The organism is Leclercia adecarboxylata (genome assembly GCF_006874705.1).
GTDB classification, from domain to species: domain Bacteria; phylum Pseudomonadota; class Gammaproteobacteria; order Enterobacterales; family Enterobacteriaceae; genus Enterobacter; species Enterobacter adecarboxylatus_C.
Window position 1 is genome coordinate 1,881,544 of sequence record NZ_CP035382.1, and the last position, 14,193, is coordinate 1,895,736.

At 56.1% G+C, this 14,193-nt stretch carries 14 protein-coding genes; 10 read left to right on the forward strand and 4 right to left on the reverse strand.

The window, feature by feature from the left end; translation table 11 throughout:
• Positions 1 to 125: 125 nt before the first annotated feature.
• The 7 genes from yidA to ES815_RS10010 all read left to right on the forward strand — a co-directional run bounded on the left by yidA (position 126) and on the right by ES815_RS10010 (position 7,294).
• Positions 126 to 938 carry a sugar-phosphatase gene (gene yidA, locus ES815_RS09980; protein ID WP_142487664.1) on the forward strand — a complete coding sequence of 271 codons (813 nt, stop codon included), beginning with the start codon at positions 126 to 128 and terminating at the stop codon, positions 936 to 938.
• A gap of 250 nt (positions 939 to 1,188) precedes the next feature.
• Positions 1,189 to 1,878, forward strand: coding sequence for a D-galactonate utilization transcriptional regulator DgoR (dgoR, locus tag ES815_RS09985; protein WP_064324218.1), 690 nt, complete (start codon positions 1,189 to 1,191; stop codon positions 1,876 to 1,878).
• Entirely contained in the window at positions 1,875 to 2,753 is an 879-nt protein-coding gene (locus ES815_RS09990; protein ID WP_142487665.1) for a 2-dehydro-3-deoxygalactonokinase, read from the forward strand. The genes dgoR and ES815_RS09990 overlap by 4 nt, the downstream gene beginning before the upstream one ends.
• Positions 2,737 to 3,354: a 2-dehydro-3-deoxy-6-phosphogalactonate aldolase gene (locus ES815_RS09995; protein WP_142487666.1), complete on the forward strand. Its 618-nt coding sequence runs from the start codon at positions 2,737 to 2,739 to the stop codon at positions 3,352 to 3,354. Before ES815_RS09990 ends, ES815_RS09995 begins: the two co-directional genes overlap by 17 nt.
• On the forward strand, positions 3,351 to 4,499 hold the full coding sequence (dgoD, locus tag ES815_RS10000) for a galactonate dehydratase (protein ID WP_142487667.1): 1,149 nt from the start codon (positions 3,351 to 3,353) through the stop codon (positions 4,497 to 4,499). Before ES815_RS09995 ends, dgoD begins: the two co-directional genes overlap by 4 nt.
• A 179-nt stretch (positions 4,500 to 4,678) precedes the next feature.
• Positions 4,679 to 6,016: an MFS transporter gene (locus ES815_RS10005; RefSeq protein ID WP_185902397.1), complete on the forward strand. Its 1,338-nt coding sequence runs from the start codon at positions 4,679 to 4,681 to the stop codon at positions 6,014 to 6,016.
• 51 nt (positions 6,017 to 6,067) lie between these two features.
• Positions 6,068 to 7,294, forward strand: a complete 1,227-nt coding sequence (locus tag ES815_RS10010; RefSeq protein WP_185902398.1) for a DUF3748 domain-containing protein — start codon at positions 6,068 to 6,070, stop codon at positions 7,292 to 7,294.
• Here the strand turns inward: ES815_RS10010 and ES815_RS10015 are convergent, their stop codons facing one another.
• The gene (locus tag ES815_RS10015) at positions 7,295 to 7,627 is read right to left on the reverse strand and encodes a YceK/YidQ family lipoprotein (protein WP_142487670.1); all 333 of its coding nucleotides are present in this window, start codon (positions 7,625 to 7,627) and stop codon (positions 7,295 to 7,297) included.
• 311 nt (positions 7,628 to 7,938) lie between these two features.
• Here ES815_RS10015 and ibpA point away from each other — a divergent pair, with 311 nt between their 5' ends.
• The 3 genes from ibpA to ES815_RS10030 all read left to right on the forward strand — a co-directional run bounded on the left by ibpA (position 7,939) and on the right by ES815_RS10030 (position 10,760).
• Positions 7,939 to 8,349, forward strand: a complete 411-nt coding sequence (gene ibpA / locus ES815_RS10020; RefSeq protein WP_032615564.1) for a small heat shock chaperone IbpA — start codon at positions 7,939 to 7,941, stop codon at positions 8,347 to 8,349.
• A gap of 132 nt (positions 8,350 to 8,481) precedes the next feature.
• Positions 8,482 to 8,910 (forward strand): small heat shock chaperone IbpB, encoded by a 429-nt coding sequence (gene ibpB / locus ES815_RS10025; RefSeq protein WP_142487671.1) that lies wholly within the window; start codon positions 8,482 to 8,484, stop codon positions 8,908 to 8,910.
• Positions 8,911 to 9,098: 188 nt separating this feature from the next.
• Positions 9,099 to 10,760: a putative transporter gene (locus tag ES815_RS10030; RefSeq protein WP_142487672.1), complete on the forward strand. Its 1,662-nt coding sequence runs from the start codon at positions 9,099 to 9,101 to the stop codon at positions 10,758 to 10,760.
• Here the strand turns inward: ES815_RS10030 and ES815_RS10035 are convergent.
• Genes ES815_RS10035 through ES815_RS10045 form a run of 3 tightly spaced genes read right to left on the reverse strand, consistent with a single transcriptional unit; the run spans position 10,757 to position 13,928 of the window.
• Positions 10,757 to 12,241: a sulfatase gene (locus tag ES815_RS10035; protein WP_142487673.1), complete on the reverse strand. Its 1,485-nt coding sequence runs from the start codon at positions 12,239 to 12,241 to the stop codon at positions 10,757 to 10,759. The two genes, ES815_RS10030 and ES815_RS10035, sit on opposite strands and share 4 nt — an antisense overlap.
• A 9-nt stretch (positions 12,242 to 12,250) precedes the next feature.
• Positions 12,251 to 12,574 (reverse strand): PTS sugar transporter subunit IIB, encoded by a 324-nt coding sequence (locus tag ES815_RS10040; RefSeq protein WP_142487674.1) that lies wholly within the window; start codon positions 12,572 to 12,574, stop codon positions 12,251 to 12,253.
• A 28-nt stretch (positions 12,575 to 12,602) separates the two neighbouring features.
• On the reverse strand, positions 12,603 to 13,928 hold the full coding sequence (locus tag ES815_RS10045; protein WP_142487675.1) for a PTS sugar transporter subunit IIC: 1,326 nt from the start codon (positions 13,926 to 13,928) through the stop codon (positions 12,603 to 12,605).
• Between the last annotated feature and the right edge of the window lie 265 nt (positions 13,929 to 14,193).

Sequence of the window (14,193 nt, forward strand, 5' to 3'; positions counted from 1 at the left end):
CCACCGGGCTTTTCTTTGCCCGCAAAAGAGGAATCCCGCTTCCCCTTTCTATCCCCCTTTTCTTTACTGTTTTTTGAGCGGAATCGCGTTAGCATGAGTCCAGACTCATTCCAACCGGGGATCCCATGGCTATCAAACTCATTGCAATCGATATGGACGGCACGCTGCTGCTGCCAGATCACACCATCTCTCCAGGCGTTAAGAACGCGATTGCCGCAGCCCGTGCGAAAGGCGTGAACGTGGTGCTGTGCACCGGTCGTCCGTATGCTGGCGTCCACAGCTACCTGAAAGAGCTGCACATGAATGAGCCGGGTGATTACTGCATTACCTACAACGGCGCGCTGGTGCAGAAAGCGGCCGATGGCAGCACGGTGGCGCAAACGGCGCTGAGCTATGACGATTACCGCTATCTGGAACAACTCTCCCGCGACGTGGGCTCGCACTTCCACGCTCTCGACCGCAACACGCTTTACACTGCCAACCGCGACATCAGCTACTACACGGTGCATGAATCCTTCGTCGCCACTATCCCGCTGGTGTTCTGCGAAGCGGAGAAAATGGATCCGGCTACCCAGTTCCTGAAAGTGATGATGATTGATGAGCCTGCGATTCTGGATCAGGCCATCGCCCGCATCCCGGCGGAAGTAAAAGAGAAGTACACGGTGCTGAAAAGTGCGCCGTACTTCCTCGAAATCCTCGATAAACGCGTTAATAAAGGCACCGGCGTGAAGTCGCTGGCCGACGCGCTGGGGATCAAACCGGAAGAGATCATGACCCTGGGCGATCAGGAAAATGACATTGCGATGCTGGAATATGCTGGCTTAGGCGTGGCGATGGAAAACGCAATCCCGTCGGTGAAAGAGGTGGCTAACTTCGTCACCAAATCTAACCTCGAAGACGGCGTGGCATACGCTATTGAGAAGTTTGTACTGAACTAAGACCTGGCAAAACCCGCGCTCCACGACCCGCACACGTTGCGGGTTTTTTTATCCCTGCAGGAACCTTTCTTTAACATTCCTTTCACTGATTGTTCTTTTTGTGATCCAGATTGTAGTACAACATTATCTGATTGTACTACATTACGACCACGGCAATGACGAATAGCATCACGTTTGTACTGCAAAATTGAGGCGAAATTCAGCGGTCGCGGTAAAGTAGTGATGGACATACAGAGCACAAGGACTCTCCATGACTCTCAATAAAACCGATCGCATCGTCATTACGCTGGGCACCCAGATTGTGGGTGGCAAATACGTTCCCGGCTCGCCGCTGCCCGCAGAGGCGGAGCTGTGTGAGGAGTTTGAAACCTCGCGCAACATCATTCGGGAAGTGTTCCGCTCGCTGATGGCGAAGCGGCTGATTGAAATGAAGCGTTATCGCGGCGCCTTTGTCGCCCCGCGTAACCAGTGGAACTACCTCGATACCGACGTTCTGCAGTGGGTGCTGGAAAACGACTATGACCCACGGCTGATCGGCGCGATGAGCGAGGTGCGAAACCTGGTGGAACCGGCTATCGCCCGCTGGGCGGCAGAACGCGCAACCTCCGGCGACCTGGCGCAGATTGAGTCGGCCCTGAACGACATGATCGCCAACAATCAGGACCGGGATGCCTTTAACGAGGCGGATATCCGCTACCACGAAGCGGTGCTGCAGTCGGTGCATAACCCGGTGTTACAGCAGCTGAGCGTGGCGATCAGCTCGCTACAGCGAGCAGTATTTGAACGAACCTGGATGGGTGATGAGGCCAACATGCCGAAGACGCTCCAGGAACATAAAGCGCTGTTCGATGCGATACGGCATCAGGACAGCGATGCGGCAGAGCAGGCGGCATTAACCATGATCGCCAGCTCAACACGAAGGTTGAAGGAAATCACATGACATCTCGCTACATCGCAATTGACTGGGGATCAACCAATCTGCGCGCCTGGCTGTATCAGGGCGAGCAGTGCCTGGAGAGCAGGCAATCCGAAGCAGGCGTCACGCGTCTGAACGGTAAATCCCCCGAGGCGGTGTTAGCAGAGGTGACACAAAACTGGCGCGACGGCGCCACGCCGGTGGTGATGGCGGGAATGGTCGGCAGCAACGTGGGCTGGAAGATAGCCCCATATCTGCCGATTCCTGCCCATTTCTCTGCCATTGGCGAACAGTTAACGTCCGTTGGCGACAACGTCTGGATCATTCCCGGCTTGCGCGTCTCACGTGACGATAACCATAACGTAATGCGCGGCGAAGAGACCCAGCTGCTCGGCGCGCGCACGCTCTCTCCTTCTTCTGTCTACGTGATGCCCGGTACGCACTGTAAATGGGTGCAGGCCGATGCTCAGCAGATCCACGATTTTCGCACCGTGATGACCGGCGAATTGCACCATTTGCTGCTTAAGCATTCGCTGGTGGGTGCCGGTTTACCTGAGCAAGAAGCCTCGCCTGAGGCGTTTGCCGCCGGGCTTGAACGCGGGATCGCTTCCCCTGCCGTTTTGCCGCAGCTTTTTGAGGTTCGCGCCTCGCACGTGCTGGGAACCCTTCCCCGCGAGCAGGTCAGCGAATTTTTATCGGGCCTGCTGATTGGCGCAGAAGTCGCCACCCTGAGCGAGCAGTTCGCCGGGCAGCAGTCCATCACCCTCGTCGCGGGTTCATCACTGACTTCACGTTACCGTCAGGCGTTCCACGCCATCGGGCGCGATGTGGCGGCGGTGGAAGGCGACACGGCATTTCAGGCAGGAATAAGGAGCATCGCTCATGCAGTGGCAAACTAATCTTCCCCTTATCGCGATTCTGCGCGGCATCACCCCTGACGAGGCTTTAGCCCACGTTGGCGCGGTGATTGACGCCGGATTCGACGCGGTGGAAATCCCGCTCAACTCCCCGGCGTGGGAAAAAAGCATTCCGGCGGTTGTGGATGCCTTTGGCGACAGGGCGCTGATTGGCGCAGGAACCGTCTTACAGCCTGAGCAGGTGGATCGGCTGGCGAAGATGGGCTGCAAGCTTATCGTTACGCCGAATATCAACCCTGAGGTGATCCGCCGTGCGGTGGATTACGGCATGACCGTGTGCCCAGGGTGCGCCACCGCCACAGAAGCCTTTACCGCTCTCGATGCGGGCGCGCAGTCGCTCAAAATTTTCCCGTCGTCGGCCTTTGGCCCGGAATACATCAAAGCGCTTAAAGCGGTCTTGCCCGCCAGCGTCCCGGTCTTTGCCGTGGGCGGCGTAACGCCAGAAAACCTGGCTCAATGGATGAAAGCCGGTTGTGTCGGCGCAGGGCTCGGCAGCGATCTCTATCGCGCCGGGCAGACCGTAGAACGTACCGCGCAGCAGGCAGCGGCATTTGTGAAAGCGTATCGAGAGGCAGTGAAATGAAAATAACCAAACTCACCACGTACCGTTTACCTCCGCGTTGGATGTTCCTGAAAATCGAAACCGACGAAGGGGTGGTTGGCTGGGGCGAGCCGGTCATCGAAGGCCGTGCGCGCACCGTCGAAGCGGCGGTGCATGAGCTGGGCGAATACCTGATTGGTCAGGATCCGGCACGCATTAACGACCTGTGGCAGGTGATGTACCGCGCGGGCTTCTACCGCGGCGGCCCGATCATGATGAGCGCTATCGCCGGTATCGACCAGGCGCTGTGGGATATCAAAGGCAAAGTGCTGAATGCCCCGGTCTGGCAGCTGATGGGCGGCCTGGTGCGCGACAAAATCAAAGCGTATAGCTGGGTAGGTGGCGACCGTCCGGCAGAGGTGATCGACGGCATCAACAAGCTGCGCGGCATCGGTTTTGACACCTTTAAGCTCAACGGCTGCGAGGAGATGGGCATTATCGACAACTCGCGTGCGGTCGATCGCGCCGTGAATACCGTGGCGCAGATCCGAGAGGCCTTCGGCAACGAGATTGAATTTGGTCTGGACTTCCACGGCCGCGTCAGCGCGCCGATGGCGAAAGTGCTGATCAAAGAGCTGGAGCAGTATCGTCCGCTGTTTATCGAAGAGCCGGTGCTGGCCGAGCAGGCGGAGTACTACCCGAAACTGGCGGAACAGACCCATATTCCGATCGCGGCGGGCGAACGTATGTTCTCGCGCTTCGAGTTCAAACGCGTGCTGGAAGCGGGCGGCGTTGCGATTCTGCAGCCGGATCTCTCCCACGCGGGCGGCATCACCGAATGCTACAAAATTGCCGGGATGGCAGAAGCCTACGACGTGGCGCTGGCGCCGCACTGCCCACTGGGGCCGATTGCATTGGCCGCCTGTCTGCATGTGGACTTCGTCTCGCGCAACGCCGTGTTCCAGGAACAGAGCATGGGCATTCACTACAACAAGGGCGCGGAGCTGCTCGACTTTGTGAAAAATAAAGAAGACTTCAGCATGGAAGGCGGTTTCTTCAAACCGTTAACCAAGCCGGGCCTTGGCGTGGAGATCGACGAAGCCAAAGTCATTGAGCTGAGTAAAAACGCGCCGGACTGGCGTAACCCACTGTGGCGTCATGAAGACGGTTCTGTAGCCGAGTGGTAAATGCGCGTCATACTTCGCGCTGATGATGCGTTGGCTGCGCTTTCTTACCCCGGTCACATACTTTTGTATGCTCCCGGGGATGCGAAAACTTGCCGCCTTCCCCCAGCACGAATTATTTAGCGCATTCTGGTTAAGTTTTTAATTAAAAAATCAAATACACCCTCTGTAATTTACAGGGCATGGTGAGCGGCTTCGCTATGCCCAAAATCTGGAGACAGATTGCGATGGATATTCCAGTTACTGCTACAAAAACCGGGCGTCGCCGTTACCTGACGCTGATGATGATCTTTATTACCGTGGTCATCTGCTATGTCGACCGCGCCAACCTGGCCGTGGCCTCGGCCCATATTCAGGAAGAGTTTGGTATCACCAAAGCGGAAATGGGTTACGTCTTCTCGGCCTTTGCCTGGCTCTATACGCTCTGCCAGATCCCGGGCGGCTGGTTCCTCGACCGCGTCGGCTCGCGCCTGACCTACTTTATCGCCATTTTCGGTTGGTCCGTGGCGACCCTGTTCCAGGGCTTTGCCACCGGCTTAATGTCGCTGATTGGCCTGCGTGCTATCACCGGTATTTTCGAGGCTCCGGCATTCCCGACCAACAACCGTATGGTCACCAGCTGGTTCCCGGAGCATGAGCGCGCCTCTGCGGTCGGGTTCTATACCTCTGGGCAGTTTGTCGGCCTCGCGTTCCTGACCCCGCTACTGATCTGGATCCAGGAGCTGCTGAGCTGGCACTGGGTATTTATCGTCACCGGCGGGATCGGCATTATCTGGTCGTTTATCTGGATTAAGGTCTATCAGCCGCCGCGTCTCACCAAAAGCATCAGCAAAGCCGAGCTGGATTACATCCGCGATGGCGGTGGTCTGGTCGACGGCGATGCACCAGTGAAAAAAGAGGCGCGTCAGCCGCTGACCAAAGCCGACTGGAAGCTGGTGTTCCACCGTAAGCTGGTGGGCGTTTACCTGGGCCAGTTTGCTGTCACCTCGACGCTGTGGTTCTTCCTCACCTGGTTCCCGAACTACCTGACCCAGGAGAAAGGTATTACCGCACTGAAGGCGGGCTTCATGACCACGGTGCCGTTCCTGGCGGCCTTCTTTGGCGTGCTGCTCTCCGGCTGGCTGGCGGATAAGCTGGTGAAAAAAGGCTACTCCCTCGGCATCGCGCGTAAAACGCCGATCATCTGTGGGCTGCTGATCTCCACCTGTATCATGGGCGCAAACTACACCAACGATCCGGTGTGGATTATGACTCTGATGGCGGTTGCATTCTTCGGGAATGGCTTTGCCTCTATCACCTGGTCGCTGGTATCGTCACTGGCACCGATGCGTCTGATTGGCCTGACCGGCGGAGTGTTTAACTTCGTTGGTGGCCTGGGCGGGATCACCGTGCCGCTGGTGATCGGCTACCTGGCACAGGACTACGGTTTCGGCCCGGCGCTGGTCTATATCTCAGCGGTAGCCCTGATTGGCGCGCTCTCCTACATCCTGCTGGTAGGCGACGTGAAACGGGTAGGCTAATCCCCGGCAATGCTATACCCTGATGCCACATCCGCGCATCAGGGTATCCTCATGAAACAAATCACCTTCGCTCCCCGCAACCATCAGCTCACCAACACCCGCACCTGGACCGCAGATAGCCAGTGGTTGGTCTTTGACGTCCGTCCTTCCGGCGCGTCCTTTACCGGCGAAACCATAGAGCGGGTTAACGTCGAAACGGGTGAGGTGGAGGTGATTTATCGCGCCAGCAACGGCGCGCACGTTGGGGTGGTGACCGTTCATCCTGCGGAAAATCAATACGTCTTTATTCACGGCCCGCAAAATCCTGATGCCCACTGGCAGTACGATTTTCACCACCGCCAGGGGGTGATTGCCGGACAGGGGCAGGTAAACAATCTCGATGCGATGGATATCACCGCGCCCTTCACGCCCGGCGCGCTGCGCGGCGGTAGCCATGTCCATGTATATAGCCCGGACGGGCAGTACGTCAGCTTTACCTATAACGACCACGTGCTGCACGATTACGATCCGAAGCGCGATTTACGCAACGTGGGCGTGGCTGCACCCTTTGGTCCGGTGACACCCGCAGGCAACCATCCGCGGGAATATGCCGGCACACACTGGAGCGTACTGGTCAGCTGTACAACCCCGACGCCGCAACCCGGCAGCGATGAGATCAACCGCGCCTATGAAGAGGGCTGGATCGGCAACGACCGGCTGGCTTTTATCGGCGATACCCTTTCCGCTGACGGTGAAAAAGTGCCGGAGCTGTTTATCGTTGACCTGCCGAAAGACGAACAGGGCTGGAAACAGGCGGGCGATCTCCCGCTGCAGGGCACGAAGGATCGTATGCCCGCACCTCCTGCCGGGGTGAAGCAGCGCCGTTTAACCTTTACCCATGACCATCGTTATCCGGGGCTGGTGAACGTGCCGCGTCACTGGGTACGCAGTAACCCGCAGGCGACGCAAATCGCGTTTCTGATGCGTGATGATAAAGGTGTGGTGCAGCTGTGGCTGATCGCGCCGGAAGGGGAAAAGCCCCGGCAGCTCACCCATAATCAACGTGATATCCAGTCGGCCTTTAACTGGCATCCGGCGGGCCATTCGCTGGGGTTTGTGCTGGAGGATCGTATTGCGTGCTGCGATGCCACATCTGGTGAAGTAACGTTTTTGACGTCCGATCACGGCAACCCGCCGTCGGGGGATGCGGTGGTTTACTCGCCTGACGGGCGCTATCTGGCCTGGATGGAGGAGGTCGAGGGCTTCCGTCAATTGTGGATAACAGAAACCGGGTGCTAATCAGCGAGAGGGCATCTCAGCGGGGGGGATGACGGCGTTGGTCGCCAGCGTCTTCTCCTCGCTTTGCTCCACGCGGGAGCGAACGGATTTATCCTTGCGGAAAAGATCCCACGGCAGCAGCAGGGTATCAACAACAGCAGTAAACGGCATATCCAGCACCACCAGAGATTTGGTGCCCCAGTTGGTGTCGTCATCCGCCAGCATGTTCGCGCTGGCGCGCGTTCCGGGATACGTTCCTTCTTTACCGCCGGTGTGAGACATCACGCTCGAACATCCGCAAAGCACAACCACCGCGCTGCACATCGTCAGCTTTATCAGAACATTTTTCATTATCAGTCAGTCATCATCAATGGCCCAATACAGACCCGCAACCGGGTTTATAACGGGCCATTGTCAAAATGAATAGTTGAAAAGTACCGCTCTGTGGCACCTATCGCATTTTAACCTTACGTGCTGTAGTCCCAGTCTATTCCAGTACCCGCAAAGTGCAAAAAATTCTCGCTGCGCTGCTCTTGAAAAGACCGGAAGCAGACCCATTTTAAGAGTGTATCAATGAACAAACGTGCCTGAGGGGCGTTTGGGATACCCCAGCCTGTCCACCGTGGAAGGCGACAATTCTTGCTGATTTCAGGAGTTTTAACTGTATGCGTAACTTTGATCTTTCTCCGCTTTATCGTTCAGCCATTGGCTTCGATCGTCTGTTCAATCATTTAGAAAACAACCAAAGCCAGAGCAACGGCTACCCTCCATACAATGTTGAATTGGTTGACGAAAACCACTATCGCATCGCGATTGCCGTGGCCGGTTTTGCTGAAAGCGAACTGGAGATCACCGCGCAGGACAACCTGCTGGTGGTGAAAGGCGCTCATGCGGGCGAGCAGAAAGAACGTACCTACCTCTATCAGGGCATCGCGGAACGTAACTTTGAGCGTAAGTTCCAGTTAGCTGAGAACATTCACGTTCACGGCGCGAACCTGGTCAACGGCCTGCTGTATATCGATCTGGAACGTGTGATCCCGGAAGCGAAAAAACCGCGCCGTATCGAGATTAATTAATTGTTCGGGTCGCTGCGGCGGCCCATACCTGAATGCTTGCCGATATCGGGAGCAAAGGCGGATCCAACAGGATTTGCCGGGACAACTGCGCACAAAATTGTGCCGAACTCGCTTCTCAGAAGGAGAACTACCATGCGTAATTACGACTTATCCCCTCTGCTGCGTCAGTGGATCGGTTTTGACAAACTGGCTAACGCGCTGCAAAGCACCACTGAAAGCCAGACCTTCCCGCCGTATAACATCGAAAAGAGCGACGATAACCACTATCGCATTACGCTCGCGGTAGCGGGTTTTAGCCAGCAGAACCTTGATATCCAGCTGGAAGGCACGCGCCTGACGGTAAAAGGCACCCCGGAAAAACCGGAGACCGAAACCAAATGGCTGCACCAGGGGCTGGTCACTCAGCCGTTCAGCCTGAGCTTTACCCTCGCTGAACATATGGAAGTGACGGGTGCCACCTTCACTAACGGGCTGCTGCATATCGACATCACCCGCAACGTGCCGGAAGAGATTGCTCCGCAGCGGATCGCCATCAGCGAACGCCCGGCGTTGAATAGCTAATGCCATCGTGTCGGGTGGCGCTACGCTTACCCGACCTACATAGCTCGTAGGCCCGTGCAAGCGAAGCGCCGCCGGGCAAACCTGAAGCCTCGCTCCGCGAGGCTTTTTTGTGCGCCATCGCCCATACAACCCGCCTGCGCTCTGCGAGAATCCCTGTTAATAATAATGTTATTCACAGGGATGCCGTCATGAGTGATATAGCGTTAACGGTCAGTATTCTGGCGTTGGTTGCGGTGGTCGGGCTGTGGATAGGCAATGTCAAAATCCGCGGCGTCGGGTTCGGCATTGGCGGCGTGCTGTTTGGCGGAATATTTGTCGGCCATTTTGCCGACCAGCTGGGCATCACCCTTAGCGCGCAAATGCTGCATTTCATTCAGGAATTTGGCCTGATCCTCTTCGTTTACACCATCGGCATTCAGGTCGGGCCCGGCTTTTTCGCCTCGCTGCGCGTCTCGGGCCTGCGTCTCAACCTCTTTGCGATGGGGATTGTGGTGATGGGCGGGTTGGTCACCGCTCTGCTGCATAAGCTCTTCGCCATCCCGCTGCCGGTGGTGTTGGGCATATTCTCCGGCGCGGTCACCAACACCCCCGCACTGGGAGCCGGGCAGCAAATCCTGCGCGATCTGGGGATTGAGTCCGGCATCGTGGATCAGATGGGTATGAGCTACGCCATGGCCTACCCGTTCGGCATCTGCGGCATTCTGCTCACCATGTGGCTGATGCGCGTTCTGTTTCGCATTAACGTCGAGCAGGAAGCGCAGCAGCACGAATCCACGCTTACCCAGGGTAAGGCGCTGATTAAAACCATCAACATCCGCGTCGACAACCCTAATCTTAACAACCTGGCGATCCAGGATGTGCCGATCCTCAACAGCGCCAACATTATCTGTTCCCGCCTGAAGCGCGAGCAGACCCTGATGGTGCCTCTGCCCGGCACGGTGATCCAGACCGGCGATCTGCTGCACCTCGTCGGCCAGCCGGCGGACCTGCATAACGCCCGACTGGTGATTGGTCAGGAGGTCGACACCTCGCTCTCCACCCGCGGCACCGATATGCGCGTTGAGCGGGTGGTGGTAACGAACGAGCGAGTCTTAGGCAAGAAAATCCGCGAATTACAGGCAAAAGAGCGTTATGACGTGGTGATCTCACGGCTGAATCGCGCCGGGATTGAACTGGTGGCCAGCCCGGAGGCCAGCCTGCAGTTTGGTGATATCCTCAACTTGGTCGGGCGTCCGGCCTCCATCGATGCCGTCGCCAATATCGTGGGCAACGCGCAACAAAAATTGCAGCAGGTACAGATGCTACCGGTATTTATCGGCATCGGTCTTGGCGTGCTGCTCGGCTCCATCCCTCTGTACGTGCCGGGGTTCCCGGTGGCGCTCAAGCTGGGGCTGGCAGGCGGGCCGCTGATTATGGCCCTGATCCTCGGGCGTATCGGCTGCGTAGGTAAGCTCTACTGGTTTATGCCCCCGAGCGCCAACCTCGCCCTGCGCGAGCTGGGGATCGTCCTGTTTCTGGCGGTGGTGGGGCTGAAATCGGGCGGTGATTTCGTCGAGACGCTGGCCCGCGGCGACGGGGTCAGCTGGATTGGCTATGGCATACTTATTACCGCCGTCCCGCTGATTACTATGGGCATTCTGGCGCGGCTGTTGGCGAAGATGAACTACCTGACCCTTTGCGGCATGCTGGCCGGTTCGATGACCGACCCTCCGGCGCTGGCGTTTGCCAACAACCTGCACGCCACCAGTGGTGCGGCGGCGCTCTCCTACGCCACGGTCTATCCGCTGGTGATGTTCATGCGCATTATCACACCGCAATTGCTGGCGGTGCTGTTCTGGGGGATGGGTTAAACCGCTAACCCTAATCTGGCGAACTGCTCTGCCGGGGCGTCGCTCTCACGTAGCAGACGCACCAGCAGGGCGATCATCCGCGCTTCGATGGCCTTATCCTCAATCGGGCACTGCTGGTGCGGATCGGTGTGTAAATCGAACAGCAGATGGCCGACGCGATTGACTCCCGGGTATTTTTCCTGGGCCGGAATCCGCAGCGTTTTAACCCCTTTGGTAAAGCGGAAGGGCGGTGCCAGGGCAATCGACTCCAGCTCATCCGGGGTAAAGCGGGTATTCATCTTGATCGGCATCAGGGTGTAGTTGGCGATGTCATTCTCACGCCCGGGCAGCGCGGCGCGCATATAGACATAGCGCCCGTCCGTGACGTTAACATGCCCGCTGAAAACCCCGAACAGCGCAGCGTCACGCACCGGGGTGTCATCCTCAAGAATGCGGGCTAACGGGCGACCCTGAACATCAGGCGGGATGGGCTGGTTAAAGAACTCCAGCAGCGTGGGCGCCCAGTCAATCATCTGTACCAGCGCATCCCGCTGCACCCCCTGATGGGCGCTGCGCGGATCCCAGATAAACAAAGGGTTATTCGCCACCTCGTTGTAATAGGGCATCTGGTTTTTTGCCCACCAGCCATGCTCCCCGAGCAAAAAGCCGTGATCGGTCCCGACAATCAACATCGTATCGCGCCACAAATCGTGGCGGTCCATCAGGTCGAGAATGCGCCCCAGGTTGCGATCGCACATGGAGACCAGGGCGCGATAGCGGCAGCGGATATGCTCTACCGCCTCCGGGCTCTCTTCCACTTTGCCGCGCGGCCAGTCGTAGTGCGGGCCCTCCCAGGGATCCTGATACAACGAGAGATAGGCTTCAGTGGTATAAAGCGGCTCGTGCGGGTCGAAGGTTTCCACCTGCAGCAGCCAGCTGTCCTGCTGATGATTTTTGTCGATGAACTCGCATCCGGCGTTAAAGACCCGGGTTTGCGGGAAGTCCGCCTCCTGTTGAATGTAGTCGCGGTTGACCCAGTCGTGTCGCCAGAGCCCGGAGACGCCACCGCCAGTTTGCTTCTGCGGCACCCGCAATACCTCCGGGATCGCCGGGTCGGCGACGCTGGCCTTCCAGTGATCCCCCTCCTGGCCGCGGATAATTTCCCATGAGCTGTAGCGATTATGGTAGTTACCGCCGCCGTCCTCCCAGTAATGCAGATGGTCGCTGATCAGATGGGTATAAACGCCCGCTTTTTTCAGGAGCTCCGGCATGGAGTCGTCGAACGGCTCCAGCGGCCCCCACTCCCGATGCAGAAAATTATACCGGCCGGTGTGCAGCTCCCGGCGAGCCGGCATGCAGGGCATACTGCCGACATAGCTGTTGTTGAAGGTGGCGCAGCGGGCCGCCAGACGCTGGAAGTTCGGCGCCCGGGTGATCGTATCCCCGTAAGGCGGCAGATAGTGTTTATTCAGGCTGTCGAAAAGCAGAATGATCGCTTTCATCGTCGCTCCTTAACGGGCCTGAACCAGATGCGGGAAATGTTCTTCCACCACGGCATAGATCTGCTTCCCGATGGTCTCTCCGTCCATAATATTTTCGATGGGGATCAGATACTGCCCATGGCGCGGATCGAGGCTCACCACATCAATCAGTTTTTTCGAAATGGCGAAGATATCGGCCCAGTCGGTAAATCCTCCGACCTCGCCCGCGGCGGTATGCTCCATGTCGAAATGAATGTCATATTTGGCTAACGCCTTTTTCACCACCGTCTGCAACATCACGCTACTGCCGACACCGTAGCCGCATACAAACAGAATATTAATTTTGTCTTTCATAACGATATCCTTTTCACAATGAGATGATTTAGCCCGCGTAAGGCCCGAGATGGAACGTTGAGGCAATAAACTTAAGTACTTCGCAAATCGCTGGCCATAACGTCGCCCAGTCGAAAATACCGGTCCAGCCCACCCCTTCGGCGGCGAGTCCGGTTAAGGGAATGGCCCATACGGTGCCGAAGGTTTGAATAATCCCCAGCAGGAAAGTACAAATAATCACGGCGCGATAACCACCCAGCCGGTTAGCTAATACTCCAATTGGGCCGCCGGAGAAAAATAATGGTACAAAACCGGGAAGCACCATAATAGGGCTATGGGTAATAAGCAGAATGCCCATCGAGAAAATAGTGCCGAAGGTACAGAAAATAAATCCGAGGGTGGCGGCATTCGGGGAGAAGGGTAATAATGCTGCGACATCGACGGCGGGAATAGCGTCCGGAATTAAACGATCCTGCCAGCCTTTAAACGAGGCGTTAATTTCCCCGACCATCATGCGCACGCCCTGCAACAGGATCACCATATACATAGAGAACTGCAGGCCGAGATTAATAATGTAAATATACCAGGGCTTACCTTTTGCCATGGCCTGAACGTTATCGATGCCGGTGGTCAGTAAGAACCCGCCAACGAACAGGGTCATCACTATGGCGATGGAGGTGACGTTATGGTTAAAAATCGCCAGCCAGCCGGGTAGCTTCATGTTTTCAGCATCCTGCTTCTCAGCGTCGCCAAACAGGTGGGCAAATTTCGAGAAGAACCAGATCCCCAGCATCTGGTTATGAGCAATGGTAAAGCCCGCATTATTGGTGATTTTAGCGACCGGTTTGGCAATCAGGGTCGTGGCGAACGCCCAGAATACCCCGGTTAAAATTCCGGCGATAATAATTGACTGCACCCAGCCAAAGCCCAGCCAGAAGACGATCAGCCACAGCACTGCCTGGGAGTGAGACACCCCGGTATTGCCGGTCAGAAAAATGCCTTTTACCTTTGTGTAGCGGCCAAATAAAACCAGCAGCAGATTGGTAAAAAAGGCCAGCACAAACACATAGCCCACAAAACCGAAATTATCCCCAAGCGCAATCTGGGTTGCCGCTTTCATGGCATAGGAATCCATTAAATAACCATGGATCCCATAAGATTTACTGACCGCATCGGCAACGGGTTTAAAGGTGGCTGAAAACTGAAACCCGCCAAAGAGCACCATCATTAATCCCACCATGGCGCTAACCATACCGGTAATAATTTTAATCGGCGATTTCTTATCAAGGGCATAACCCAGGCCCACCAGCAATCCAATTAAAATAGCGGGTTCGGTTAGAAAGGATTGTATTACTGAAATAAAGTCAGAAAACATAATGCAGTCAACCTCCGTGATATTCGCTTCCGGATGAATAAAATCCAGCTGAGTGTTGCTTGTAATTTAATAACGGAACGACTAATAGTTTATTTGGTAAGATATTTTGAAAGCGAAATCACTTTAATAATCAAATATTGTCATTTAAAGATTAAGTTTGATTTTTTGTGATTCTATTTGCAAAAATAGGCAGCATATAATTTGAGATTATTTAACTGAACAATAAATACAAAGCTTGTATATATGCCCGTTGTTCAGGGTAGAG

Bases quoted from the DNA above. Each gene is read 5' to 3' on its own strand.
- yidA (WP_142487664.1), top strand. From the start codon at position 126: ATGGCTATCAAACTCATTGCAATCGATATGGACGGCACGCTGCTGCTG.
- dgoR (WP_064324218.1), top strand. From the start codon at position 1,189: ATGACTCTCAATAAAACCGATCGCATCGTCATTACGCTGGGCACCCAG.
- ES815_RS09990 (WP_142487665.1), top strand. From the start codon at position 1,875: ATGACATCTCGCTACATCGCAATTGACTGGGGATCAACCAATCTGCGC.
- ES815_RS09995 (WP_142487666.1), top strand. From the start codon at position 2,737: ATGCAGTGGCAAACTAATCTTCCCCTTATCGCGATTCTGCGCGGCATC.
- dgoD (WP_142487667.1), top strand. From the start codon at position 3,351: ATGAAAATAACCAAACTCACCACGTACCGTTTACCTCCGCGTTGGATG.
- ES815_RS10005 (WP_185902397.1), top strand. From the start codon at position 4,679: ATGGTGAGCGGCTTCGCTATGCCCAAAATCTGGAGACAGATTGCGATG.
- ES815_RS10010 (WP_185902398.1), top strand. From the start codon at position 6,068: ATGAAACAAATCACCTTCGCTCCCCGCAACCATCAGCTCACCAACACC.
- ibpA (WP_032615564.1), top strand. From the start codon at position 7,939: ATGCGTAACTTTGATCTTTCTCCGCTTTATCGTTCAGCCATTGGCTTC.
- ibpB (WP_142487671.1), top strand. From the start codon at position 8,482: ATGCGTAATTACGACTTATCCCCTCTGCTGCGTCAGTGGATCGGTTTT.
- ES815_RS10030 (WP_142487672.1), top strand. From the start codon at position 9,099: ATGAGTGATATAGCGTTAACGGTCAGTATTCTGGCGTTGGTTGCGGTG.
- ES815_RS10035 (WP_142487673.1), bottom strand. From the start codon at position 12,241: ATGAAAGCGATCATTCTGCTTTTCGACAGCCTGAATAAACACTATCTG.
- ES815_RS10040 (WP_142487674.1), bottom strand. From the start codon at position 12,574: ATGAAAGACAAAATTAATATTCTGTTTGTATGCGGCTACGGTGTCGGC.
- ES815_RS10045 (WP_142487675.1), bottom strand. From the start codon at position 13,928: ATGTTTTCTGACTTTATTTCAGTAATACAATCCTTTCTAACCGAACCC.